Annotated in this window: 18 protein-coding genes; 6 read left to right on the top strand and 12 right to left on the bottom strand. The window is 41.4% G+C overall.

Going from position 1 to position 25998, the window contains the following annotated elements; all coding sequences use genetic code 11:
* Positions 1 to 15: 15 nt before the first annotated feature.
* The 3 genes from H6G41_RS10075 (at position 16) to H6G41_RS10065 (ending at position 3848) form a co-directional block, all read left to right on the top strand.
* Complete coding sequence (locus H6G41_RS10075; protein ID WP_190746039.1) at positions 16 to 540, top strand: tail fiber domain-containing protein; 525 nt, start codon at positions 16 to 18, stop codon at positions 538 to 540.
* Positions 541 to 585: 45 nt separating this feature from the next.
* A complete protein-coding gene (locus H6G41_RS10070) occupies positions 586 to 2811 on the top strand; it encodes a TOMM precursor leader peptide-binding protein (protein WP_190746037.1) in 2226 nt (741 codons plus the stop codon).
* Positions 2812 to 2906: 95 nt separating this feature from the next.
* A complete protein-coding gene (locus tag H6G41_RS10065; protein ID WP_190746035.1) occupies positions 2907 to 3848 on the top strand; it encodes a sensor domain-containing diguanylate cyclase in 942 nt (313 codons plus the stop codon).
* A gap of 59 nt (positions 3849 to 3907) precedes the next feature.
* Here H6G41_RS10065 and H6G41_RS10060 read toward each other — a convergent pair whose 3' ends face one another.
* From H6G41_RS10060 to glyS, 7 genes are all read right to left on the bottom strand, one after another.
* Entirely contained in the window at positions 3908 to 4279 is a 372-nt protein-coding gene (locus H6G41_RS10060) for a sulfite exporter TauE/SafE family protein (protein ID WP_190746033.1), read from the bottom strand.
* 24 nt (positions 4280 to 4303) lie between these two features.
* Positions 4304 to 5269, bottom strand: a complete 966-nt coding sequence (locus H6G41_RS10055) for an acetamidase/formamidase family protein (protein ID WP_190746030.1) — start codon at positions 5267 to 5269, stop codon at positions 4304 to 4306.
* A gap of 33 nt (positions 5270 to 5302) precedes the next feature.
* Positions 5303 to 5908 (bottom strand): Uma2 family endonuclease, encoded by a 606-nt coding sequence (locus H6G41_RS10050; RefSeq protein ID WP_190746028.1) that lies wholly within the window; start codon positions 5906 to 5908, stop codon positions 5303 to 5305.
* Positions 5909 to 5965: 57 nt separating this feature from the next.
* The gene (locus H6G41_RS10045) at positions 5966 to 7912 is read right to left on the bottom strand and encodes an APC family permease (protein ID WP_190746026.1); all 1947 of its coding nucleotides are present in this window, start codon (positions 7910 to 7912) and stop codon (positions 5966 to 5968) included.
* Between the two features lie 380 nt (positions 7913 to 8292).
* The gene (locus H6G41_RS10040; protein WP_190746024.1) at positions 8293 to 11526 is read right to left on the bottom strand and encodes a CHAT domain-containing tetratricopeptide repeat protein; all 3234 of its coding nucleotides are present in this window, start codon (positions 11524 to 11526) and stop codon (positions 8293 to 8295) included.
* Between the two features lie 1066 nt (positions 11527 to 12592).
* On the bottom strand, positions 12593 to 13966 hold the full coding sequence (gene murD, locus H6G41_RS10035; protein WP_190746022.1) for a UDP-N-acetylmuramoyl-L-alanine--D-glutamate ligase: 1374 nt from the start codon (positions 13964 to 13966) through the stop codon (positions 12593 to 12595).
* Between the two features lie 88 nt (positions 13967 to 14054).
* The gene (glyS, locus tag H6G41_RS10030; RefSeq protein ID WP_190746020.1) at positions 14055 to 16205 is read right to left on the bottom strand and encodes a glycine--tRNA ligase subunit beta; all 2151 of its coding nucleotides are present in this window, start codon (positions 16203 to 16205) and stop codon (positions 14055 to 14057) included.
* 290 nt (positions 16206 to 16495) lie between these two features.
* On the opposite strand from glyS, the gene H6G41_RS10025 reads away from it, so the two are divergent.
* The gene (locus H6G41_RS10025) at positions 16496 to 17425 is read left to right on the top strand and encodes a hypothetical protein (protein WP_190746018.1); all 930 of its coding nucleotides are present in this window, start codon (positions 16496 to 16498) and stop codon (positions 17423 to 17425) included.
* Between the two features lie 1350 nt (positions 17426 to 18775).
* Here the strand turns inward: H6G41_RS10025 and H6G41_RS10020 are convergent.
* Positions 18776 to 19144 carry a hypothetical protein gene (locus tag H6G41_RS10020; RefSeq protein ID WP_190746016.1) on the bottom strand — a complete coding sequence of 123 codons (369 nt, stop codon included), beginning with the start codon at positions 19142 to 19144 and terminating at the stop codon, positions 18776 to 18778.
* Positions 19145 to 19745: 601 nt separating this feature from the next.
* Between H6G41_RS10020 and H6G41_RS10015 the strand changes: the two genes are divergently transcribed.
* Complete coding sequence (locus H6G41_RS10015) at positions 19746 to 21362, top strand: NAD(P)/FAD-dependent oxidoreductase (protein WP_190746014.1); 1617 nt, start codon at positions 19746 to 19748, stop codon at positions 21360 to 21362.
* A 76-nt stretch (positions 21363 to 21438) separates the two neighbouring features.
* On the opposite strand, the gene H6G41_RS10010 is transcribed toward H6G41_RS10015, so the two are convergent.
* Positions 21439 to 22386 carry a DUF3445 domain-containing protein gene (locus H6G41_RS10010; protein ID WP_190746149.1) on the bottom strand — a complete coding sequence of 316 codons (948 nt, stop codon included), beginning with the start codon at positions 22384 to 22386 and terminating at the stop codon, positions 21439 to 21441.
* A 376-nt stretch (positions 22387 to 22762) separates the two neighbouring features.
* Here H6G41_RS10010 and H6G41_RS10005 point away from each other — a divergent pair, with 376 nt between their 5' ends.
* Entirely contained in the window at positions 22763 to 23056 is a 294-nt protein-coding gene (locus H6G41_RS10005) for a hypothetical protein (RefSeq protein ID WP_242037867.1), read from the top strand.
* A gap of 461 nt (positions 23057 to 23517) precedes the next feature.
* Here the strand turns inward: H6G41_RS10005 and hetL are convergent, their stop codons facing one another.
* The 3 genes from hetL to H6G41_RS09990 form a co-directional block, all read right to left on the bottom strand.
* The gene (gene hetL, locus H6G41_RS10000; RefSeq protein ID WP_190746012.1) at positions 23518 to 24231 is read right to left on the bottom strand and encodes a heterocyst differentiation pentapeptide repeat protein HetL; all 714 of its coding nucleotides are present in this window, start codon (positions 24229 to 24231) and stop codon (positions 23518 to 23520) included.
* A 67-nt stretch (positions 24232 to 24298) separates the two neighbouring features.
* On the bottom strand, positions 24299 to 25408 hold the full coding sequence (locus H6G41_RS09995) for a nitronate monooxygenase family protein (protein ID WP_199316116.1): 1110 nt from the start codon (positions 25406 to 25408) through the stop codon (positions 24299 to 24301).
* 183 nt (positions 25409 to 25591) lie between these two features.
* A complete protein-coding gene (locus tag H6G41_RS09990) occupies positions 25592 to 25972 on the bottom strand; it encodes a helix-turn-helix transcriptional regulator (RefSeq protein WP_190746011.1) in 381 nt (126 codons plus the stop codon).
* Positions 25973 to 25998 lie beyond the last annotated feature (26 nt).

Raw genomic sequence — 25998 nt, 5'->3', positions numbered from 1 at the left:
ATCTTGAGAACACTTATGTACACTAATAACCAAGAACTTGAACTGGTACCCACAGCCAGCTTAATTGAAGAATTATCGGATGATGAGTTAGCAAGTTGTGTTGGTGGTACTGGCTACATTAATCCAGGGGGACAAGAAATTATCACCAACATCGGCATTCTCATTGCTCATGGGTTAGAGGATAACCCTAACATGTCTTTAGATCCAGATGGTTCGCGTCGTTTCTTGAGCGATCGCTATGTTAAAGAAGCCGTCGCTGAGGTTGATGTCCAAGCCATTCTCCAAGGAATTGCTAATTTACCCATTACTAGCTGGAAGTATAAACACCAGGATGAAACAATTCGTCATATAGGCCCGATGGCTCAAGACTTTGCTGCAACTTTTAACTGCGGCGAGAGCGATCGCTTTATTAATGCTGTAGATGCCAATGGTGTAGCTTTGGCGGCAATACAAGCACTTTACCAAAAATTGCAAGCACAAGATTTAGAAATCAATAGCCTGCGTCAACAAATTAGCGAAATGCAAAGCAAATCCTCTTAAAACTGCAATAAGCTCTTTTTCGCAAAACCACCTTTAGGCAAAATTATGCTCATTCAGCCGAAGTTCCTAGAGCATTTTCATGTTGAATTATCTCCTCCCAGAACTGTATTTCTTTTAAGTGAAAAAGGGCATTTTGTCCTGAATGGCCGTTTATACTGCCTCCTAGCGCCCCTACTTAATGGACTATCCACTGTAGAGGAAATAATTCAACAACTGCAAGGACAAGCTACGGGTGATGAGATTCACTATGCTTTAGAACAGTTACAACGTAAAGGTTATATCACCAACGCCGATAACCTACCACCTGCGGAATCAGCTTTTTGGGGACTACTCAATCGCGATCCTCAATTGGTTACTCAAGCTCTAACAGCAACTAAAGTTGCGATCGCTACCTTTGGTAGAGTGACATCACAGCCATTAACTGACATTTTAGAATCCCTCAACATTCCCATTGCAGATAGTGGCAAATTGGCTGTAGTCCTCACAGATGACTATCTCCAACCAGATTTGGCAAAATTTAACCACGAAGCATTACAACAACAGCGTTCTTGGCTATTAGTCAAACCAGTCGGAAGTGTCATTTGGATTGGCCCCATTTTTCGACCTGGTACTACAGGTTGTTGGGAATGTCTAGCACAGCGTTTAAGAATGAATCGTGAGGTTGAATCTTTTGTCCAAGAGCAAAAGCAAACCCTCAACCCGTTTCCAGTTTCCCGCGCTGCTTTACCTTCAACTGTACAAACTGCGCTCAATTTGACAGCCACGGAAATTGCCAAATGGTTAAGTCATCCAGAAAACCATCTCCTAGAAGGAACATTATTAACTTTTGATTTAATCAATCTCAATCTCCAACGCCATACTTTAGTGCATCGGCCTCAATGCTATTGTTGTGGCGAAGGAGCCTATCAGCAACAGCAACCTCAAGCATTGGTACTGAATAGCCAGCCAAAGCAATTAAGTGATGATGGCGGGTATCGCAGCTGTTTAAGCGAGCAAGCTTTTCAAAAGTACCAACATCATATTAGTCCCGTGACTGGCATAGTCAGAAGTTTATTTCAACCTTTCCAAATAAACGAGCTGATTCATGCCTATGTTGTTGACCACAGTTTACCGTACAAAGGTAAAAAGTTAGGGGATTTACGCCAGCAAAGCTTTGGTAAGGGAAAAACAGCCGCCCAGGCGAAAATGAGCGCCTTGGGAGAAGCAATTGAGCGGTATTGCGGAACCTATACGGGAGAAGAACCAAGGGTAAAAGCTACCTACACCCATCTTCAAGAACAGGCGATTCATCCCTATGCATGTATGCACTATAGCGCCAATCAGTACCGCGATCGCCAAACTTGGAATCAGCAACACCATCTCATTCAATGGATACCCGATCCATTTGATGAAACCCAAGAAATTGAATGGTCGCCTATTTGGTCACTCACCGCACAAAAATTTAAGTATCTACCAACAGCCTATTGTTACTATGGCTATCCTCTAAGAGAAAATCACTGCTTTTGTTATGCAGATACAAATGGGACAGCCGCAGGAACTTGTAAAGAAGAAGCTATCCTCCAAGGCTTTATGGAATTAGTTGAGCGGGATGCAGTAGCTATTTGGTGGTATAACCGTCTATGTAGACCTGGGGTTAATCTTGATAGTTTTGATGACCCTTACCTGGATAAATTAACAACATACTATAAATTGATCGGTCGTGATTTTTGGGTATTAGACCTAACTACAGATTTAAATATTCCCACCTTTGCGGCAATTTCCCGCCGCTACAATCAGCAACCAGAAGACATTTTATTTGGATTTGGCAGTCACTTTGATGCCAAAGTTGCTCTATTACGTGCTGTTACCGAGATGAATCAGATGGTATTTCTGTCCAATGGTGGAAATCCTCATACTTGTGCTAAATTCAGCCGTCAAGATATACAGCATTGGTGTCAAACTGCCACATTAGCAAACCAACCCTACTTAGTTCCTGATGTCAATGCTACGTCGAAAATGTACGCAGATTATTCTCCTTATCACAGTCATGACTTGCAACAAGATGCGATCGCTTGTGTGAATTTAGCTAGTAAACATGGACTGGAAATCTTGGTTCTAGAGCAAACACGCTCAGATATTGGCATGTCTGTAGTGAAAGTTGTTGTTCCTGGACTGCGTCACTTTTGGGCACAGTTTGCTCCTGGTCGCTTGTATCAAGTACCGATCAACTTGGGATGGTTAACAGCAGCAACACAAGAAACTCAGCTTAATCCAATTCCTATGTTTCTGTAAAACTTCGATTAAGAGAATTTCTCAAATAACTAATATTCAATCTTATAGGTATTAATAAAATTATCGATATTTATATAATACCATATATTTAAATTATGAAGTTTACAGAAATTAGTTGTAAAGCTGGTATATTTACATCAGAAAGACATAACTTGATAGCAACTAATTATCAAGAAAACTTTGTCAATATTTTTAATGCTTATCCTGACTTGATTTTATTAACTACTTTAGGAAAAGGCTATTGCGTAGAAATTAATCAAGCATTTTTAGATATTACTGGTTACAGCCGAGAAAACGTAATTGGCTCACCAATTACAGTCTTAGATATGGGGTTAACTATTGCCAATTACGCCCAAATTCAAAAAAAGTTGAAAACACAAGATTCTCTGCAAAATTTAGAAATTGAATTTTGTTTAAAATCTGGTGAAAAACGGATAGGTTTGTTATCTGTAAAGCTTTTAGAATGGTTCGGTAAAACTTATTTACTGAATGTTGTTCGTGATATTACGGATCGTAAACAAATTGAAGAAGATTTACGCCGAATTGCAATGCACGATCCGCTCACAGGGTTACCCAACAGAGCATACTTTATGCAGCAATTGGATTATGCGATCGCCTGTCAGCAATATCATCCTGATTCTTGTTCTTATATACTTTTTTTAGATTTAGATGGATTTAAAGCAATTAATGACAATTTCGGTCACGCTGCGGGAGATCAATTACTGATTAAAATTAGTCAAAGACTCAAAGCTATACTCAGATGGGGAGATTTTATTGCCCGCTTTGGTGGTGATGAATTTGTAGTTCTCCTAGAGGATGTGCAGAATTTTCGTTATGCTACCCGCATAGCTAATCAAGTAATTACTGCACTCAAACAGCCGCTGTTAGTGAATGGTCAGATAATTTCTTGTTCAGCGAGCATTGGCATATCAATGATTTCCAACACAGAAAAATCACCTGAGGAGTTGTTACGCAAAGCAGATGCAGCAATGTATCAGGCGAAATCATTTGGTAAGAGTCGATATCATATAGGTTAGTTAGTGGTCATTGGTCTCTAAATTTAGAATCCCCGTGTCTTGAGACCGGGGAGTGTGAATTAGCGACCAATTAAATAGCGCGCACCTAAAACTAGTAAGAAAATGCCATAGAGCTTTTTCATGGTTTCACTACTAATAAAAGGCTGATTGGCAAATAATGCCCCAAATAAATTACCCACTACTAAACCAGCCGCAATAATTACCGCATATTTAATATTGAGTTGACCATTGCGATAGTAAACTGCTGCTCCTAAAATACCAATTGGTAATATTTGGGCAGCAATTGAAGTACCTGTAGCAAACTTTTGATCCATACCCATTATTAATACCATTGCCGGTACCATAATTGCTCCGCCACCAATACCAAACATTCCGCCAGCGACACCAGCGACTAACCCGATGATCAACAATTGAATGAGAATATTAGACATAATTAATAGTCTTGAGATGTGAAATTACAAACTGATATTCTGGGAAAAAATTGATTTAGGAAGCATACCATGCACTCCTTTTTGCGGACTGTTGACAACTTGAGTAATCCGAAAATTGACTGCTAAACTACATAGCACATATGCATCCTCTGGTGATAAATCAGCGAAACCTTCCAGAAATTCAATCATATTTTTCAGGGCTAATTCTAAAGCTGCATCTAAAGTTTCACCAAAGCCCATTGTGATGATATCGGTAGGAGTTTCGGCAATTGGTGTGGTTAAATTCCAGCCTTGACGAACTTTGAGCTTGATTGTACCATTCATGGAAGTTTCAATGGCAGTGACATTAACTTCTCCATCTCCTTGGGCTGCATGTCCATCACCAATCGAAAATAATGCACCAGGAACAAAAATCGGTAAAAATATGCGCGAGCCTGGTTGTAGTTCTCGATTATCGATATTACCGCCGTAAGCTCCTGGCGGAATAGAATTTCGCGATGTTTCTGGGGTAGCAACACCAAGAATACCAAAAAATGGTTTAAGGGGAATTTTAATCCCAGTTCCTTGGGGAAATTCAGCGATGTTATTTTCTAAATCGAGGGAAATAAATCTTAAGGCTGGTTGATTAAATTTTTGTGGTAAAGCGCCCCATCCTGTACGAATGGCATTAAAGCCTACAGGTAAACTGGGTGCGATCGCATTTAATTCTACTTCTAAAACATCACCTGGTTTGGCATCTCGCACATAAATAGGCCCTGTGAGTAAATGCGGCCCGCCAGCAATTTTTCGTTCTGGCGGTAAATTTTGGCAGATATCGAGAAATTCCGGTGTCATAAACTCAGGTGGGGCTTTGTCGTAGACATAATACCCGCTATAAGTTTCTACCTCGATTGTGTCACCCGAATCAACAGTTAATACTGGTGTTAATGCATGAGAAAAACCACCAAGATGAACTGTATCTTTGGTGGCTTTTAAAATGTGATGAGTCATGTCAATTTTGGATTTTAGATTTTGGATTTTAGATTAACGAGGAAGAATATCATCTAAGCGAATATGAAACCCTGGTAAAAGCGGTGAATTAATTGGTTGATTTAGCCTATATTGTTGTTGAGTATATGTATCTTCAACCAATTGACAAACTGTAAAAGTAGGTTGTTTAGGTTTACCAATAAATGCTATACCACCCAATCCGCGATAATCTATAATCCAATACTCAGGAATCCCTAAAAGTGCATATTCTTCAACTTTGCGTGCATAGTCAGTTTCCCAGTTGGTGCTAACTACTTCTACCACCAATTTAATCGATCGTCCTAATGTAATTACAGGTTCTCGTTCCCAGAGAGGTTCGCGAGCGAGAACAGTTTCATCGAGAACTACGATATCAGGACGACGGACTGTAGCTGCATCTGCAAAGGGGTAAATTAAACAAGTGCGGGGAATAAACCAAGGAAGTTTTTCTGCAACTAGGTGTATCCCTATTTGTGTTGCCAGTTTACCACTCACTGTTTCATGAGGGCCTGTAGGTTCCATATCAATTATTTCTCCGTCTACCAGTTCATAACGAGGATTTTCTTGGTAATGGGCGATAAAATCCCCGAAAGTCAGGGTTTTTGGCAAAATAGAAGTCATAAGGTCATAGTCAATAGACAATAGAATTTCTTAATGCGCGAATTTTGAATTTTCTACTTATCCTCCCACATGCACCCCAGGACGCTTATGCGGATTCTTTTCCGCGCGACGCAATACTTCTCTGGTGACTACAGCAATATCACCTTCGCCAAACAAAATGAACCGCAGTAAGTATTGTATGGGGTTTCCTTCAGCCCAGCCGAAGTAAGCATGGGGAATTTTACCTGTTTGATCGCGAATATGCAGCAGTAAAGCCGCGATCGCATTTGGTACGGCTGCACTCTCCGCACGAAGGATGCGATAATCGCCTACTTGGATACCTTTAACTTTAATTATATCCGTAAATTCCGAGGCATCAGATATCATAATTTCCAAAAACAGGACGGGATCTGGGGCAGGAATATGGTTATCTTCCCGTACCTCTTTTTCTTTCGCCTCATATTCTGCTACGTCGCCTGCATTCAAGCGATTGGCTATAATCCTGATTGCGCCTTGGCTTTCTTCGGCAATAAATTCGCGGGCGCGATCGTCGATTTCAATCTGCTCTACACGCAGTTCTGTGGAACGCCAGACACGAGAAATTAGGGAAGTAATAATGATAGTACCGATGAAGAAACCAGCAATTCTAATCCCTTCTGGTCTTTCAATTATATTGACAACAGTAGTATATATAAATACTAAAGTGATAATTGCAGAAATAAAAGTTCCTCTTTGCAATCCCTGACGACGGAGTGATAAGGTAACAGCAAAGGCAGCGGAGGTAATTAACACTAGTACGCCAGTGGCGTAAGCTCCACCTTGGGCTTCGACATTTGCCCGAAAGATAATTGTGACAATAAAAGCGATCGCTATATAGACTAGGACTAAAGGTCGGGCGACTCTCGCCCAATCGGGAGCCATGCCATAGCGGGGCAAGTAACGCGGTACGATATTCAGCAATCCTGCCATTGCTGAGGCTCCGGCAAACCAGAGAATGGAAATTGTACTTAAATCGTAAATTGTGCCAAAGCTGTTACCTAAATACTGATGTGCTAGGTAAGCCAAAGCCCTACCGTTGGCTTTACCACCAGAAGCAAATTCTGCGGCCGGAATAAGTACAGTAGTAATCAAGCTGCTGGTGAGCAAAAAGAAGCTCATAATTAAAGCCGCAGATGTCAGTAACTTGCGCGTATTGCGAATCCGTCCTCTGGGGTATTCTGGAGTATCGCTGCTGCTACCTTGGACAAGGGGCATGACAGTTACCCCAGTTTCAAAGCCGGATAATCCCAGTGCTAGACGAGGGAATAACAACATAGCAGCACCGAGCATTAATAAGGGGTTAGAATTTTGGGCGAATAGTGCAGTTTGCCAATTAGCGATCGCGCTAGGATTAATGAGAATTTGATATCCACCAACGCCAATCACAATTAAATTTAATAGCAGATAAGCGGCTACCAAAAATACTGCAATACCAATTGCTTCTTGGAAACCCCGAAGAAAAACTGCCCCTAATAATGCAATTAACACTAACGTAATAGCGATCGCCTGACTGTGCAGTATATGTGGTGTTAGGGGATTTTCAATAATATGGGCTGTAGCATCAGCAGCCGATAGGGTAATGGTGATAATAAAGTCTGTAGCGACAAAACCGAGTAAACACAGCACGAGAATTTTACCTTGCCACCAAGACAGCAAGTGTTCCAGGATGGCAATTGAGCCTTCACCATGCGGGCTTTTGCCAGCAATGCGGCGGTAGATAGGCAAAGCCCCAAACAATGTCAGCAAAACTAAAACCAGCGTTGCTATAGGCGAAAGCGCACCTGCTGCTAATGCCGCAATTCCTGGTTGATAGCCCAGAGTCGAAAAATAATCCACACCAGTCAAGCACATAACTTGCCACCAGGGATGCTGATGATGTGGTTCTTCCTTGCGGTAGGGCCCTGGCTTCTGTCTTCTGTTTTCTTCCAACAACCAGCGCATGAACCGTTTGCGGAGTTTTTTTCGGGAAACCATTGGTTTAGCCATTACATACGCTTGCTTTGATTGCAAAAGTTGGCTTTAAGCTAATCTGCTTTTAAGTTGCACAATCCATTGTGAGGGCTGTTGATGGTTGACGGTTGATGGTTGATTGTCCTTATTTGTAGTTATGCAATTTAGATGCGTATTAGCTTATGAGTTCTTCTTGCCTTTGTGGTCTATTAAAATTGTGGACTACAAAGAGGCTGCCAGATAATTTATTTTTGGTTGAGTATATTATTCGATTTACCAAAAAATTGCGATCGCTCCTACCTACTCAGGGGGTAGAAGTTGTGTCAATTGTCATTTGTTAGAGACGCGATGAACCCTTGTCTGTACAATTTTCATTTGTCCCCCTTGTCCCCCAGTCGCCGAGCGGAGTCGAGGCGCTACCGCCATTCCCCCTGCAACGTAAACGCCGCCCATTCATAGGGACTTCTCCCCTCTTGCCATAACTTCAACTGTGCTGCACGTAAGGCTTCCGCAGGTTTTTTATTTTGCTGTAACATCTGCTTATAAAACTCCTGCATTAATATTGACGTACCGCGATCGCTAACTTGCCACAGCGATACCGCTACCCTTGCCGCACCTGCATACATTAAGCCCCGTGTCAAGCCTACTAATCCCTCACCATTAATATTTTTACCTAACCCAGTTTCGCAAGCACTCAAGACAATCAACTCTGCGGGGTAATCTTGGTTAAACAAATCTGCTAACCGCAAGTAACCGCTAATGGCTTGACCTTGTTGATTAACTAAAGACAGTACAATGCCTGATAAGGCTGGTTGGTCTTGATTGACAAAACCGTGAGTAGCAAAATGTAAAATACGGAATTGATTTAAAGCTTTACTTGTTGCCCAATTGTAGTTAGCATCAAAATTTAAAGCTTCTAAACTGCTTCCGGCTGGGATGAATTTTAAAATTTCCTTAGCTTCCGTGGCGGTATTGACGAGCCTTTGCCAACCATTGCGGTTTAAACTTCTAGCGGAACGTTCTAAGGCGGAACGTTCGAGTTCTAATTCTAAATTTGATTGAGATTTGTCTGATTTTGTTGATTTTGTTGATGTGGCTTTTAATCGCGGATCGTCAACGCTGTATACTGGGTCTGCGAGGATAGCTAAAGCTTTAGATGCAGGTTGACGGTTAGCGAGTTGTTGACGTTGAAAGGCTATGCTTGATGCCGAAGGTAGACTAACAATTTCATGGTTGACTACTAGCGGTTGATAATTCCAATTCTGCGGTTTAACTTGCGAACAAATACGAATACCACCAGCATTAGAACATTCAACTTCCTTTGGTTTTTCTGGTTCGGCTTTAGGCGGTGTGGAACTTTGGGGAGCATTTAAATCAGTCAACGCTGCAAAGGGAATATATTGTAAAGCACCATCAGCGACAATCACTAAGCGTTTTTTACCGAGTTTATCTTTTGCGGGTGAGAGAATTAATTGCGTGAGTTCTTTAGCAGCGACATTAATCTGCGGCGTTTTGAGATTAGTGCAAGGATTTTCGTTATCAGTTGCAGAAGGTGGTTTAGAACTGTTTTGACTAATTAAACAAAATAAATTGATGGCGCTTTTTTCGATATCTTGTTGTTTAGGAAGTTCGTAAGTATCGAGGGAATTTGAACTTACCACCCACAAAAAGCTGCGCTCTTCTCCTAAGGAATATTGTAAAAGTAAGGTGTCTTGATCTAGTTGTTGTTGAATTTGCGGTAATTTGAGAATGTCTTTGTCTGGATCTGGGTTTTTTAACTTCGCGTATGCTGGGTTAGAAGTACGAATTTTTGCTTGGATTTCTTGGTATTGGTTGAGGAGATTTTCTATTTCTGTAGTCAGTTTTTGAATTGCTGCTTTGGTGATGGGATCGTTTTTATTGGCTGAACTTTGTAAATTTATGCGCAGGGTATCTTTAGCATCAATTTGCTGACGTAAATCTTGTTCTTGTGCTAATAATTCTGGGTTTGCGCCTTTGAGAATTTTGGCGTTGGCTTCGTTTAATAATTCGATGAGGCTGCGGGCGCGGGAGCGTTCGCTGTAGTGTAGAGCTAATGCAGCGTATCCTTGTGATGGGGATTTTTTGTGCAGTTCCATCAGCAAGTCGATGTAGAATTTGTAAACACCTTGCTGGGTGGCGAAGTAAGATGTGCGAAGATCTTTGCTGTCAATTTTGGTGCGTAATTGTTCGATAATTTTGATAGCGGCTTCTACGTTGGTGCGGGCTGCTTGGAGATTTCCGCGACTGCGTTCTACGTAGGCGATATTACCAAGGAGATTAGCTTCGTTACCCCTGTCGCCCACTGCACGCAGCAGTGGGAGTGCATTGTTATAAAATTCCAATGCTTTCTGGTTTTCCCCTAATGCGGAGTAAACTAGCCCGATATTATTCAAAGTAGTAGCTTCCCCACCCCTGTCGCCCACCGCCCGCCACAGTGGGAGTGCATTGTTATAAAATTCCAATGCTTTCTGGTTTTCCCCTAATGCGGAGTAAACTAGCCCGAGATTATTCAAAGTAGAAGCTTCCCCACCCCTGTCGCCCACCGCCCGAATCAGTGGGAGTGCATTGTTGTAATATTCCAATGCTTTCTGGCTTTCCCCTAATTCGTTGTAAACTCCCCCGATATTATTCAGGGTAGAAGCTTCCCCACCCCTGTCGCCCACCGCCCGCCTCAGAGGGAGTGCATTGTTGTAATATTCCAATGCTTTCTGGCTTTCCCCTAATTCGTTGTAAACTGCGCCGATATTATTGAGGGTGATAGCTTCCCCACCCCTGTCGCCCACCGCCCGAATCAGTGGGAGTGCATTGTTGTAATATTCCAATGCTTTCTGGTTTTCCCCTAATGCGTTGTAAACTGCGCCGATATTATTGAGGGTGATAGCTTCCCCACCCCTGTCGCCCACCGCCCGAATCAGTGGGAGTGCATTGTTGTAATATTCCAATGCTTTCTGGTTTTCCCCTAATGCGTTGTAAACTGCGCCGATATTATTGAGGGTGATAGCTTCCCCACCCCTGTCGCCCACCGCCCGAATCAGTGGGAGTGCATTGTTGTAATATTCCAATGCTTTCTGCTGTTCCCCTAATGCGTTGTAAACTGCGCCAATACTAACCAAGGTAGTAGCTTCCCCACCCCTGTCGCCCACTGCCCGAATCAGTGGGAGTGCATTGTTGTAAAATTCCAATGCTTTCTGCTGTTCCCCTAATGCGGAGTAAACTCCCCCGATATTATTTAAGGTAGTAGCTTCCCCACCCCTGTTGCCCACCGCCCGCCACAGTGGGAGTGCATTGTTGTAATATTCCAATGCCTTCTGCTTTTCCCCTAAATCGTCGTAAACTCTGCCAATCCCAAGAAATGTAACAGCTTCCCCTTTTTTATCCCCGGCTTTACGCCACAATATCAGCGCTTGTTGCCATTTTTCTATCGCCTGTCTCCGTGATTCTGCTGTACCTTGTTCGTAAAGTGCCATCCCTTCATCAAAGGCTTTTTGTGCTGCGTCGCGGTTTGCATCTTGCTGTATTGTGGCTGGCTGTTGGGCTATTTGCGTCTGTTTAAATGTGGCGTTTGCTCCCACTGACTCGGATAATAAAACCACACTCAGCAAGCAGGTTAAAGTGTAAAGCTTAAGCATAATTTGTCATTTGTCATTTGTCATTCGTAATTTGTAGGGGCGGGTTTATTCGGATCATCGTTAATCAGCAAGGATATCTGTAAACCCGCCCCTACCGTATTTGTAATCGGGAGGTAGACAAGTTATCCAGGCGTTTGGGTGTGAATCTGTGTCTGGATTGGGGATAATTGGGATTATTAAGTTCTTTTCAGAATATATACTGAGCTAGATGGGATTTAGTTTAAAGCTTGGGTGAATATTGGCTGAGGCTGGTTTCAGTTTTGGCAACAAATGCAAAATATATTGTCTGCTCATGGGTGTTTTTCCTCGCTTTTTTCATATATATCTTTGGTGGGCGAGTACTTATGTAATTTTTGCGTTGTGATGTCAGATACAGGGTATTGCGCGTTAATTATGGATGCGGGCGGTGGGATGATATTGTTTGCGGATGCGATGTTTACGACAAATCTACGCAATTTCAGGTAATAATTAGGCAATTTTTGCGTTGTGATGCCAGATATAGGGTATTTCGCGTCAATTATGGATGTAGGGGCATGGCAATGCCATGCCCCCCGCGTCTACCCAATTTCAGGCAATAATTAGGCAATTTCGCATTGTGATACCAGATACAGGGTATTTGGTGTCAATTATGTATGTGATGGAATGATATTGTTTGCGGATGCAATGTTGACGACAAATCTACCCAATTTCAGGGAATAATTAGGCAGTTTTTGCGTTGTGATGCCAAATATAGGGTATTTCGCGTTCATTATGGATGCGGATGGGGGGCATGGCATTGCCATGCCCCTACAATCATATTGTCGGGCGGTGGGATGATATTGTTTGTGGATGCGATGTTTACGACAAGTCTAGGCAATTTTAGGTAATAATTAGGCAATTTTTGCGTTGTGATGCCAGATATAGGGTATTTCGCGTTCATTATGGATGCGGATGGGGGCATGGCATTGCCATGCCCCTACAATTGTATTGTTAGGCGGTGGGATGGATTGATTCTCTAGGCGATCGCATTTTCACACGATACAAAATGATAATTTATACCAAATTGTCGGGGCAAGTTCACCCGGCTCTAACGATTAACTACCCAATCTAAACAAAGCTGACGGAAATGTTCGCCGCGTACTTCAAAGTTGGGATATTGGTCAAAACTAGCACAAGCGGGAGAGAGTAAAACTACCGAAGCTTGATATTTCTGCGCTAATTCTGCCGATTTGGGGACGGCATTTTCCATTGTTTCGACAATTTCGTAATTATCATAACCCACCTCTTGCAACCTTTGAGCAAAGGCTGGGGCGGCGTTACCTATTAATAATACGGCGGCGGCTTGGGCTTGGATTTTGGCTAACCAGCCTGTATCATCGCCGGCTTTGGCTTCACCACCAGCAATCAAAATTGCGGGACTTTGCACAGATGCTAAACCCACTTCTGCGGCGTCGTAGTTGGTGGCTTTGCTGTCGTTAATAAAATCAATTCCTTCCCAAGTGCAGATATGTTCTAAGCGATGGGGAACGCCAGGAAATTCACGAATAGCGCGAGAAATTGCCTCAATTTCGATTCCTCCTAACCGCGCAGTTGCAACAGCCATGAGGAGATTTTGCTGGTTATGTTCTCCTACCATCCGCAAAGCTGAGACTTCTACAATTGGTTGGGGTGTGGCGGTGGCGGTTAATTTCTCGTATACCCAGCCATCTTCTATATAAAAGCCTTTATCGCTGATGAGGTGTTCTTTACCTTTAACGCTTGTCCAATAGGCATCAGGCCATTGACTTAAGCCGACTTTGTTTAAGTAGGCATCATCGCCATTAAATACTTGCAATTGCGAATTCTGCAATAGTTTGGCTTTGATGTTGTAGTAATTTTCTAAAGTTTTGTGACGGCTGAGGTGATCTGGGGTGAATGTTGTCCAGACGCCAATGCGGGGCGCTAGGGTAATGGAAGATTCAATTTGATAACTGCTAATTTCGCCAATCACCCAATCTGGTAATTTTTCTGCTAAAGCTACTTCACAAGCAGCGTAGCCAATGTTACCGCAGGCAGGCGCATCTAAGCCAGCAGCTTGAAAAATGGCGGCGATTAAAGCTGTGGTGGTAGTTTTCCCATTTGTACCAGTAATACCTACCCAAGGTTTAGTTTGCAAATATCGCCAAGCCAGTTCCATTTCCCCAATAGTTTCAATACTTAATTCTCTGGCTTTGATTAATACCGGAATATCCCAGGGGACACCAGGACTAACAACTATTAATTGCGGTAAATCGACATCATTTAATTCTAGGGAATGCCCTAGTTTTACTGTGATGTTTTCTGTAGCAAGTTCTTGTTGTTGTTTAAGGAGGGTTTCGGAGGTGTTGCGATCGCTTAGCTCCACCTCCCAGCCTTCCCTTTGCAACAATCTCGCCGCAGCAATCCCGGATTTTCCTAATCCAATGATAGAGGCTCTAGGCATAGATTGTGTATAGCACCGTTCCCTGGTTAAGCATTAATAATGGTAGCGTTTCTGAGCAAAAATTACACCTAGTTTTTGTACATTTTGGCTACAAATTTTTGACGATCGCACCAAAGTCAGCTAAAACACGGGCGTGATTGCGAAGAAGTCCTAACAAATTTAACCGATTGCGCTTAATCGCTGGATCGGAATCCATCACTAAAACACTATCTGCACCATCAAAAAAGCTACTCACAGTAGGAGCAATTTTCCCTAACGCGGTGACTAACAGTTGATAATTGCGCGATCGCTCGGCGGCTTGTGTTTGCGGCACTAATTCGACTAAGGCTTTGTAAAAAGCTGCTTCGGAAGACTTTTGAAAGAGTTCCTCACGCACTAAGGTTGTGGGGTCTAATTGTTCTGTATCTAAATCGCCTTGTGCTGCTAAACGTGTGGAACGGTTAACAGTTTCATAGATGGTATCTAAAGTACCATCACGACGAATTTGTTGCAGGTATAAGGCGCGATCGCGTACATCTAATAAATCCTGTAGCGCCCGTTCGGTATATTCGGGGTCATTCTCGCCTAAAACTGCATTGACTAAGTCGTAATCAATCTGTTTTTCTTCTTGCAATAAGGTACGGATACGCTGTAAGAAAAATTCTCGCAGATTGGCGATTAATTGAGTTTTATCTTTGTTATATTTGGCAACAAAATCTGCGGTGATTTGCTCTAGTAAATCAGCTAAATTAATCCCTAAATTTGCCGACCAGGTAATATTAATTACCGCATTTGCTGCCCGCCGTAAAGCAAAGGGATCGGAGGAACCGCTAGGAATTAAACCTAAGCCAAAAATACTGACTAAAGTATCTAATCTATCGGCTAAACCGACAATTTGCCCGGTAAGAGTTGCAGGTAAAATATCATCGGCTCCCCTGGGTAAATAATGCTCAAAAATCGCTTTGGCAACTTCTGGCGTTTCTCCACTAGCTAAAGCATACTGTTCGCCCATTACTCCCTGTAATTCGGGGAATTCATAGACCATTTGGGTTACTAGGTCAGCTTTACAGAGCAAGGCGGCTCTTTGGATATGCTGGCTTTGATTTTCTGGTAATTGTAGCTGGCTGGCGATTTGGGCGGCGATTTTAACGATGCGTTCTACCTTCAGGCGTAGGGAACCTAAATCTTCTTGAAAAGTGACTTTTTCTAACTGTGGTAAAAAGCTTTCTAAGGGCTTGGCTAAATCAGTTTTGTAGAAAAATTGCCCATCTGCCAGTCTCGCTCTGATTACCCTTTCATTACCTACCGCAATAATATCGGCTTTGCCGGGATCGCCGTTAGAAATTGTGATGAAGTTAGGTAATAATGCTTGCTGCTTTTCATCCTGGAAAACCGGGAAATAACGCTGGTGACTTACCATGACAGTGGTAATCACCTCAGTAGGTAAGTTCAAAAATTCGGCTTCAAAGTTACCCACAACTGTTGAGGGATACTCGACTAAATTTGTAACTTCTGCTAATAAATCCGGGTAAATTTCCGTAGTTCCACTTAAATTAGCGGCTGATACTTGCACTTGTTCTTGAATTGTTTTCGCGCGTTCCTCGGCATTAACTACCACAGAAGCCAAGCGAAGCGTGGTAACATAATCTGTAGCTTGGGAAATTGTGACCGTTTCCGGATGTAAGACACGATGACCCCGAGAAATGCGATCGCTCTTCACCACCTTAGAAGCATTCACCAATTCAATCGGCAATACCGCCGCATCCAACAACGCCACCAGCCAGCGAATCGGGCGCGAAAATCGCACATCCCCATCACCCCAGCGCATTAATCGCTTACCTTCTAACCCCAAAATCCATTGGGGAACCAGTTCTGTTAAGATTTCCGCTACCGGACGACCAGGAATACTTTTGTTGACAAAGACAAAATCCCCTTTATCTGTAGGGCGAATTTGCAGCGCCGCGATTTCCACACCTTGCTTTTTCGCAAAACCCAAAGCTGCGGGTGTGGGTTGTCCATCTTTAAAAGCAGCTTGGGCGGGAGGGCCTTTAATTTCCTCTTCCCTGTCTGGTTGCTGGGAAGGTAAATCTTTGATTAATACCGCCAATCGTCGGGGAGTACCGTAAACTTCCACCGCATCGCTAGTGAGGCTATTTGTAGACAGACTTTGGGGAATTAGCGATCGCCATTGTGCCAACGCCCCACCGAGAAAGCCTGCGGGTAGTTCTTCTGTACCAACTTCTAATAAAAAATTCGGCATAGGACATTCTTTTGCAAAACAGCCAGTTTCAACAGTTTACCTTGCCTATTATGCCGAAGGATTGGGATAGGCTAATCTGCTTTTAAGTTGCACAATCTATTGTGAGGGTTGTTGACGGTTGACGGTTGACGGTTCTTATGGGATTTAGATGCGCATTAGCTGAGAAAAGAAGCAGGAAAATTATCAATGCCCAATGCCCCATGCCCATTTTGTGATATTTTGCGATCGCGTCCGCATTTTTTAGCTCACAAGTTGGATTCTATATAAAGTCGTTGTGAGGACTAAATAAAATGCCTACCGATTACATTTTGTTTGTTCATGGTGTTAAAGTTTACGATCAAAAGGTATTTGAAGAATTATGCCGGCTTTTAGTGAAGGGCATTCAGGAGTCAATTACCGATAAGTCGCGGACGATTAAGCCAATTTTCTTTTTCTGGGGAGATTTAAATTTACCCGCACAACAGGAATTAGTCACCAGAATAGAAGCTTCTTCCAAGTGGAATGAATTTTGGTTTAAAGATTTTCGCACAGAACAAATACTTGAATTTGTCGGGGATGCAGCACTTTACTTGAGTCGCCATGTAGGTACACAGGTAGTGCAAAGATTTCAACAGCAAGCTTTAAGTCAACTGACAAATGTGCAAACAAGCGATCGCTTACATCTCATTACCCATAGTTGGGGTACAGTTATCTTATTTGACATTCTCTTCGCGCGTCGTTGGGAAGATCCCATTCTAGATGAGTCGGTGCGAAACAGCGTCAAAGCACTGCGTAACATTCTTTTTGGTTTAGATCCCAATCCTCAAAGCGGAATTCCCATCGCTAGTGTTCATACAATGGGTTCGCCATTGGCATTATTTAGCCTACTGAATATTAGCGGTAACGTTAACGGCGTTAGTACTCACGATCTCACACCCGAACTCAGCACCCTGTTAGCCAACTTATATAACTTGCGACAAAAACCCCTAGCTTGGTGCAATTTTGCTCATCCCGGCGATCCCATTGCTTACCCCTTAGAAGGACTCAAGCCCATGCTTTTAGCCAGCAGCAAGGACTATGTAGATATAAAAGATGTCATCACCGATAAAGGCAATGTATTTAACATGCCTTTTAGACAGAAACTACTACCATTATTATGGGGTGGCGAAGCGCATGGTAGCTATTGGGATAATAAATTAGTTGGTAAAACTATTAGCGAAGTAATTCGTAGCACGGTTTAAATTTAATTCGGTGTTTGAGCATTTGTAACAAGTTAGGACTTACGCATAGAAAGTCACTGAATACAGAGAAAAGATTTTGATTTTTTGTAACTTACGTAAGTCCTAGCTCAATTAAGATAAGTTATACCAATTTGAAAAAAGAATGCGACAGATTGTAGGGGCAAGGCAATGCCTTGCCCTCTAGAATATATTGATGTATCGCAAACATTATTTGAATTGGTATTATTTAGCTTATTTAAGGGAACTCCAAACAATACAGTATATTTCAGGTAAATGAGGTACACACTTCGGGGCATGGCAGTGCCAGTGCCCCTACAATCAACGATAATCTGTACCTCATCAACTGGCAATCTGCTGTACATAATTCCAATGTCTGGACTCAACACAACTATTTTTTTCCCCTGCCCCCTGCCTACACAGTGATGGCATATTTTTTTAGTTGGAAGTCCCTAAGAGCGCTCATCTAACAGAGTTGAAAAATTGCTTTATTCCTAAATATTGAGAATGTCGTGATTTTATTATTTTCTCACACCTCAACAAATTGGTTATTTTTTTAATTATTTATCCTTTATAAAACTGCCATTGTTGGCTGAAATCCTTACAATTGATGAGAGCGGGTTAATTATTACTTAATAAGTATTGGTAACAAGTTTAATAGTTAAAGCAGCGAGCATTCTCAAATAAAATATAAAACGAATCCAAATAACAAGCTTGGCAATTTATTAGGTAACGGCGATTACAGTCTTGAGCTAAGTTTATCTTTTATTAATTAAATCAGCCTGCATCTAATATATTTAGGATAATGCTTTGATCAAGAACATTATAGCTTTTATAGCTAGTCTAACTTTTAGTATTGCAGCCAAAAATATGCTGGTAGATTTAGTTGAGGCATATAATTTACCTACATTTTTTACTTTAAGTATAGCTATTCTTAGTAGTTATATTTTGATGATGCTGAGTGTATTACAGAATCTTATAGTTAAATCCAGACAAGGCAAATGAAGCAGAATGTAAATTTGATACTCTAGCTTCTATTTTATTAGTACATAAAAATGCCACTCCAAGGAGTTTTTGGAGTGACTTCAAGCCCTAAGATGATGTATTACACACAAAGCTATTATGAGGTAAATACGAGAATTTTCTATCTATCACAAGAGAGTGAGCTGTAATAATTTTATCTACCTTAAGTAAGAAGCTGTCTGAGTTTAGCGAGTCATGCAACTTTACTTTTGTAATTCACTGTTAGCAGATTTAGCTATTGTTGTTATTTGTTGACATAGATAAGCGATCGCACTATTAAATATAATCAGGCGATCGCTTTTAACGCCAATCAATAATTTGTTTTCACAATCACTGTGCAGATATCGCTGTTTGATTTACTGACGAACGTGTTTTCCTTCGATCTAACTTGCGGGTTCCACCAGCCATCCCATACTCATCACTACTTTTGCCATAGCGAGATGCAACACTCAGCAGCATTTGTTCGGTGAAAGTATTTAACTCACGTTCTGCTTCTACTAATGCATTTTGTGTCTTATCTACCAGCGCTCGTGCTTGATTGTAGGCGGCTAGCTTTTCTCGGATCTCCCGAACTTTGGCGTTGTAAGTAGCGATTGATAAGCCATTACCAAAGTCTAATTTAGGATGAATCATCTCCATTCCTTCAATCCGTCGTTCAGCTTTAGTAAGTGCGGGGGAGTTGCGTTTGCGTTGCGCCATAAAGTTTTCCTGTTTGGATTTTCAACAGAGTTATTGAGATATCATTACGATACGCAACTAGCAGATGCACCAGCCTGAGTGAAGTTACAGAACTTTCAAGGCGTGAGTATTAGCAATCTGGATAAATACGGATAGATTTGCTGAAATAAGTTCAGAAAAACTGGTTTATAAGTTGTGAAGCTGATATATGAATCAAAAACTTAATTTGCGAGTCAAAAACTTAGTTTGCGAGTCAGAAACTTAGTTTGCGAGTCAGAAACTTAGTTTGCGAGTCAAAAACTTAGTTTGCGAGTCAAAAACTTAATTTGCGAGTCAAAAACTTAATTTGCGAGTCAGAAACTTAGTTTGCGAGTCAGAAACTTAGTTTGCGAGTCAAAAACTTAATTTGCGAGTCGCAAAAGGCGAAGTTGACACTCCCCGCACTAAAGTGACCCAGTCAACTCAATTTTGCATAGATATAATTGTATTATTTACAACAAATTTAATAAAAATTATTTTTGGCTTTAGGCTTGCATATACTGATTTTGACTCAGATATAGTACCCAATACACTTGGATTAGAACTATACTTACAAAGATATTTATACCAAAAAAACTCAGTAATGAGCCATTCACCAATATTTAGAAGACTAGCCCGCACCTTGGGGATTGTCCGCTATTGTCAACAGCATAATATTTCTACCAGTGAGGGTATTGAACGCATTAGTCAACTTGAAGAACTGATATCATTGCGTAGGACTAAGCGACGACAATTTCTGACTGATGTAGGGAAATTGACAATAGTTGGTGGCACAATTGGTGTAGGGTCGGGTTATGTTCATCGTACTTTAGCTGCACCTGCTTCCATAGATGCCAAGATAGCTATTGTTGGCGCTGGTTTATCAGGACTCGCTTGTGGCTACGAACTCCAACGTCAAGGAATTAAAGCGACTATTTACGAAGCTAGCGACCGAGTAGGGGGACGCTGCTACTCACTGAGTGGTTTATTCCCTAATCAAGTTGCTGAAATAGGCGGCGAATTTATAGACAATCTCCACAAGACAATGTTGGGATATGTCAAGGAATTTAAGTTACAAGTAGAAGATTTATCAAAGGAACCTGGAGAAGTATTTTATTACTTTAACGGTCAACGTTATGCTGAATCAGCAGTAGTTGATGAGTACCGCGCTTTTGTTAGCGCTATGCAAACTGATTTACGCAGTATTGCACAACCTACTGCGGATAATTTCACTCCCCATGAGCGACTATTAGACTTTATCAATCTCGAAGATTATCTTGATAGTCGTAGTGCAGGAACATTACTCAAGAATGTAATTCAATCGGCATACATTGGTGAATATGGTCGAGAAATTAACCAACAAAGTTGTTTGAGTTTTCTACTATTTATTCATGCGGATAAACGTTCAAAATTTCGCCCTTTTGGTGTATTTAGCGATGAGCGTTATCATGTAATCGGCGGTAATCAACAGATTGTTGAAGAATTAGGTAAGCGTTTATTAGGGCAGATTCAGTATGGTAAAAAGTTAATTGCTGCGAGAAAAGATAGTGCTGGTAAAATTGAACTAAATTTCAACAATGGTTGGAGTGAAAAATTTGATGCAGTTGTATTTTCTCTACCTTTCTCCATTTTGCGAGAAGTAGATTTAAAAGGACTCAAACTTCCCCAGTGGAAATTAAATGCAATCAATAATTTAGTTTATGGAACTAACTCAAAATTGCAGGTAGGTTTTAATAATCGTCCTTGGGTTAACCTTGGTAGTAATGGTAGTGCCTATGCTAATCTACCCAATATTCAAGGTACTTGGGAAACTAACCCTAGCAAAGCTACAAATAACCAGGCAGTATTAACAAATTATACTGGTGGTAATTTAGGTGCAGGAATTAACCCAAAAAATTTACAACAGGAAATTGCTAGATTTATCAATGACTTAAAGTTTGTCTTTCCTGGTGCAGATATTTCCGATGTGCGGATTAAAAATAATGCATATCTAGGGTATTTAGAAAATTGGTCATTAAATCCATTAACTAAAGGAAGTTATACCTGTAATCAACCTGGTTACTTTACAACAATTGCTGGTTATGAAGGCAAATCAGTAGATAATATTTACTTTGCTGGAGAACATACTAACTCATTCTATGAATGGCAAGGTTTTATGGAAGGCGCTGCAATTTCCGGTGTGAATGCAGCAGCACAAATTATGAAAATTTTTAGCAGATAATGGGAATAAATTATATGATGAATTATCAGGCGATCGCAATTTTAAAATTGACTAAAATTCCGCATTTGCTAATTAGTTAAACTGCGTTGAGCCAATGTAAAATACTAACTTTACTTTCTGCTAATCCCTTATAAAATAGGGATTCTGGTGACATAGATGCAATTGCAGTACACAACTTATCTCTTAACAGTGAATCTTTTTTGATTAAGCGACAATCTCTAAAATAAGTACGAATAGTAAATAATGCGGTTTCATATTCTGGTAATCCCCAAATTACTTGTCGTTCAATTCGCAAGTAAAGCTGGGGATTTTGAGGATCGAAGCTTCTACCCTCCCATTGGCTAACTGATAAATTAGCAGGTGGTTGGGGATGGTGGTTTAGGCGCATGTCGGTACTCAAACCCCACGCAAAGCGCACCATTGGTTTTCTAGCAATCATTGTATTGACGATCGCATCTCCCCGACGATTAATTTTTTCCATACCTGCTACAGGTTGATGTATCGCCGCAAAATCTTTACCGATTTTTTCCTCAGCCGCCCAATGATTGGGATAACATAAATGAACCGCACTCAACCAATTGCAACCATCGCTACCACGACAAATAACTGTCAAGTCTTCTTGTATCTGGGCTGCTAAAGCATCGATGCTAGAAGTGTAAGCGGGAAAAACTGCACTATTTTCGACTCGCTGTAATTGCCAGTCTGCATTAAAATAAAGGGTTTCTCTGGTAAGTTGGCTATGAAATATCAAAGTATTAGCCGTTGATTGTTGGTAGCTAAAATATTGTGGATAATCTTGCGTGAGACGCTCAACTATCAAACGAGCGATCGCACCTGCCACAGCATTAGTATATTTATAAGTCTGATAGTATTTACTTAACCGTTCGCCACGGGCTATAAGTTTAGCCTGGCGGTAATCAGCAAAATTTTGATCGATTTGAAATACCTGTTTATCAACTTCACCGTTACCCAAACAGGAATCCAACGCCATCATTCCTGGTTTGACTTCGTAGCGTCCATTCATTAACGGGAAGTAGCAAGCCGGACTATTAGAGACTTCAACTTTCTGGGTTTCCACAAGCCAGTTGTTTACAGTTGTATCATAATTTTTACATTAGCTCGGATTTGGGAATGCGATCGCAATAGTTGTGATAATTATGCTCCATCGTCCATTTTCTAGGTTTGACGATAAAATTAGTGCGATCGCTAGTCAAAAAATCTAGTGGTTACCTTTGGCTATACCTAAGTTATGATTTCCTCAGGGATGATTTTGTTGTATCCTAGACTAGCTTAAGTAATTTTCAAAACCAAACTTTACAAAAACTTTTTACGGATTTATCTGTTAGTTTGGGAAAGACTAGATTGTGCTGTTCTTAATTCTCGTTCAGAGAATTATTTTTTTGTCAAATCATACAATTGAAACCTCAATGGATATCCAACTCGTCAAAAGAATTGAAAAGCCCATTCTGCCAAAGCCAGAAACACAAGAAGATTTATCACAGCCGACTTTAACAGCCGATACTGTTGAGATTCAAGAACCTATGATTCAGCAGCCGCCAGTACTTGATATCAATTATCAAGAGCCTAACTATATTCCCGTGCGAGACAATCCTCTAGTTCAATCTGTGGGTAATTCAGGCTGGCAAGTTTCGGAAATTTGGCGGGATTTAAGAATAGATAACTTTTATGACTAATGAATTTTTCTTATCTGACAATTTTCTGTATCTAGAGAACTGACTTGCAAATTATGTTAACGGTTGACGGTTCACGGTTAACTGGGAAGCAAGTTTTTTCATCTGTTCTGATGTCAGCAGTTCATGATGGCTAATTTGACGATTTTTGGACTAATTGGATAGAAGACGTAGATCCAGCAAGCAAAGTAAAGTGTCTAAATTAGTATCTGTCTTTAAGATAAGAAGCCCCATCCCCTTTGTGGGGTGGGGTAATTCACTGAATTTGAGATTTTAGACTTTAAATTTGGGATTGAAAATGCAAAATTTGAAATCTCAACATATCTATAAGCTAATACGCATCTAAATTGCAAAACTACTAATAAAGGTTGTTAACAGTCAACTGTCAACTGTCAACTGTCAACTGTCAACTGTCAACTGTCAACGGCTAAAATCAAAAATTGATTTACACAGAGCAACGATTCTTAATCATGAATTGTACCGTCAGGCATAATTGCTCCTTGGAAGTCAACATCATCAAGACTCGCTCCGGTTAAGTCTGCTCCTTGCAAATTCGCGTTGCGCAAAATTGCACCATCAAGATTTGCGTAGCTGAGATCTGCTCCTTGTAAACTGGCTCCAGATAAATCTGTAGACAGATCACCCCATTGAAGTCTTGGGCTTAAATTGGCGCGACACAATTTGGCTTTATCTAATTTTGCATGATGCATAATCGCGGCTCGCAAATCAGCGTAGCTCAAATCAGCCTCGGTTAAAATCGCATATCCTAAATCTGTGCGCTGATCGGAACTAGGACGCAAGTCGGCTTGGAATAGCAAAGAACGGGAGAGTGTAGCACCAGTTAAATTAGCACCACATAAACTAGCTTTAATTAAGTTAGCTTCTGTTAAATTAGCCTGAAGTAGTTTTGCACTGGTTAAGTCTGCTTCTCGCAGCAAAGCACGAGATAAGTCTGCATCACTCAAATCTGTACCCCAGAGCAGCGCTTCACTTAAGTCTGCTTGTCTGAGATCGGCTTTGCTCAAGTTAGTTTTGCCTAAGCGCGTCTGACGTAAATCTGCATAACTAAAATCGGCACCTGTTAAAACTGCATTTGTCAGTTCTGCTTCTTGTAAATTAACTCGCGGAAAACTACGTTCTCCAGCAGCATAACGTTTGAGAATTTCATCCACATCCATAAATTACTCGACTTTTGATTGACAACTGGAGCGCGATCGCATCCCCTGTTAGCCATCTGTAGCAACCTTAAACCGGAATAGTACAAGGCTGGGTTAATTCTGCCATCAGTTCTGCAATTGACATGATTCGCTCAGTGTACCTAACATTCGCCCCAGAAAAAATTAAACCATTCTCAACATCTCCATTTGCAGCGTTAGCTAGTGCTTGGAGAATGCAATAGGTTTTGCCTGTATCTCTAAATAAACATGTCTCTAAACAGTTAGCAATGCAGCGCTGTTCTTTGCTCAAGGAGCCGTCAATGACTTCTTGGGCAAAGGTATTACATAAAGCGCGAGTCATTTTGCCTACTGGACTAGGTACAGTGACAACATCTTCTCGAAAGGAATTGAGATGATATTCTTTATAATGGCTGTCAGCATCGCATTCTTCTGTGGTAATGAAGCGAGTACCGATTTGTACCCCATCTGCTCCCAGAGCCATCATCAAATCGATATCACTGCGATCGCTAATTCCTCCTGTAACAATTAACGGAATCTTCACCCCTAACTTCTCTTGGCAATAATGCCGCAATTCGTAAAGCACCGTAGCAACGGAAAATCCTGGTAAATTCACGCGATCGCATTCGGTAAAATGTCCGCCGACAAACTGGCAATTTTCCACAATTAAAGCATCAGGTAGGCGGTTGTATTTCTGTTGCCAAGTTTGGCAGATTAACTGTGCTGAGTACAGGTTGGCTACACTTGGTATAAGTGCTACATCTGGATAGTCTGCAATGTATTCTGGTAAAGATAAAGGTAATCCTGCTCCAGTAACAATCAGATTGGCACCATTAGCCGCAGCCGTTTGTGCCAATATCGCATAATCTCTAGTAGCAACTAATACATTTACACCAATAATGCCATCTGGGCTTATTTGGCGTGCTTTAGTTAATTCATCAATCAAAGCCAAGCGATTAGCCTTAAAAAAACTACTGCGTTTGCGTTGGTCAAAATAAGGAGAAGATAACCCCAATCCCATTGAGGCGATCGTACCGATTCCTCCAGCATTGGCAACAGCTCCAGCTAGGTTGGCACCAGCAACCCGCACAGCCATTGCACCTTGAACTATGGGATAGCGGGCAAGATGTTTGCCAATCCGCAGCGGCAAGAGGACATCGGTCATAACAGACTTACGCATTAATTAACTAAATAACTGAGGAGTAATTTTATCACCCCAATGTAACTCAAATCGCGGATGAGTTTGTATAACTTAATTAGTCATTGGTAAAGGAACTCCAAAAGATAAATTATGCCAAATTTTAGGGGCGAACTAACCTGCTCCTACGAGGATACTGCCCAATGCCCAATGCCCATTTTCAACTTAGTGCGGGGATGTGTTGGAAAATACTGCTGTATTATCTCGCAGTGCTTTCAGGCTCTCGGTTTGCTGTAACATGTGTTGGCTAATGCGATCGCACGCTAAATCGCAAAGTTCAAAAATCATTGGGTCAGTAATTGTGTAAAAGGCACTAGTACCTTTAGTTTGACGAGATACCAACCCTGCTTGAGTTAATACTTTCAGATGCTTGGAGAGATTTGCCTGTCCTAAACCAGTAGCCTCTGCAATATCCATCACATTCATCGGCCCTGACTTTAAACACATTAATATTTGTAGTCGGCTGATTTCTGATAAAACCTTAAAATAGTCAGCAATTGCCATGATTACTGCTGGATCGGTCTGAGATGGCTTCGGTTTTGGCATAGGAGGTTGCATCTTCAGCGCATCAA

The sequence above is a fragment of the Tolypothrix sp. FACHB-123 genome (assembly GCF_014697075.1).
Taxonomy (GTDB): domain Bacteria; phylum Cyanobacteriota; class Cyanobacteriia; order Cyanobacteriales; family Nostocaceae; genus Aulosira.
The sequence above is the reverse complement of the archived record's forward strand: the minus strand, read 5'-3'. Positions and strand labels throughout refer to the sequence as shown.

Excerpts from the sequence above, each read along its gene's own strand:
- H6G41_RS10020 (WP_190746016.1), bottom strand. The coding sequence starts at position 19,144 with ATGGCGCAACGCAAACGCAACTCCCCCGCACTTACTAAAGCTGAACGA.
- H6G41_RS10025 (WP_190746018.1), top strand. The coding sequence starts at position 16,496 with ATGCCTACCGATTACATTTTGTTTGTTCATGGTGTTAAAGTTTACGAT.
- hetL (WP_190746012.1), bottom strand. The coding sequence starts at position 24,231 with ATGGATGTGGATGAAATTCTCAAACGTTATGCTGCTGGAGAACGTAGT.
- H6G41_RS10045 (WP_190746026.1), bottom strand. The coding sequence starts at position 7,912 with ATGGCTAAACCAATGGTTTCCCGAAAAAAACTCCGCAAACGGTTCATG.
- H6G41_RS10060 (WP_190746033.1), bottom strand. The coding sequence starts at position 4,279 with ATGTCTAATATTCTCATTCAATTGTTGATCATCGGGTTAGTCGCTGGT.
- H6G41_RS10055 (WP_190746030.1), bottom strand. The coding sequence starts at position 5,269 with ATGACTCATCACATTTTAAAAGCCACCAAAGATACAGTTCATCTTGGT.
- H6G41_RS10040 (WP_190746024.1), bottom strand. The coding sequence starts at position 11,526 with ATGCTTAAGCTTTACACTTTAACCTGCTTGCTGAGTGTGGTTTTATTA.
- H6G41_RS10015 (WP_190746014.1), top strand. The coding sequence starts at position 19,746 with ATGAGCCATTCACCAATATTTAGAAGACTAGCCCGCACCTTGGGGATT.
- H6G41_RS10065 (WP_190746035.1), top strand. The coding sequence starts at position 2,907 with ATGAAGTTTACAGAAATTAGTTGTAAAGCTGGTATATTTACATCAGAA.
- H6G41_RS10050 (WP_190746028.1), bottom strand. The coding sequence starts at position 5,908 with ATGACTTCTATTTTGCCAAAAACCCTGACTTTCGGGGATTTTATCGCC.
- H6G41_RS09990 (WP_190746011.1), bottom strand. The coding sequence starts at position 25,972 with ATGCCAAAACCGAAGCCATCTCAGACCGATCCAGCAGTAATCATGGCA.
- glyS (WP_190746020.1), bottom strand. The coding sequence starts at position 16,205 with ATGCCGAATTTTTTATTAGAAGTTGGTACAGAAGAACTACCCGCAGGC.
- H6G41_RS10075 (WP_190746039.1), top strand. The coding sequence starts at position 16 with ATGTACACTAATAACCAAGAACTTGAACTGGTACCCACAGCCAGCTTA.
- murD (WP_190746022.1), bottom strand. The coding sequence starts at position 13,966 with ATGCCTAGAGCCTCTATCATTGGATTAGGAAAATCCGGGATTGCTGCG.
- H6G41_RS10070 (WP_190746037.1), top strand. The coding sequence starts at position 586 with ATGCTCATTCAGCCGAAGTTCCTAGAGCATTTTCATGTTGAATTATCT.
- H6G41_RS10010 (WP_190746149.1), bottom strand. The coding sequence starts at position 22,386 with ATGAATGGACGCTACGAAGTCAAACCAGGAATGATGGCGTTGGATTCC.
- H6G41_RS09995 (WP_199316116.1), bottom strand. The coding sequence starts at position 25,408 with ATGCGTAAGTCTGTTATGACCGATGTCCTCTTGCCGCTGCGGATTGGC.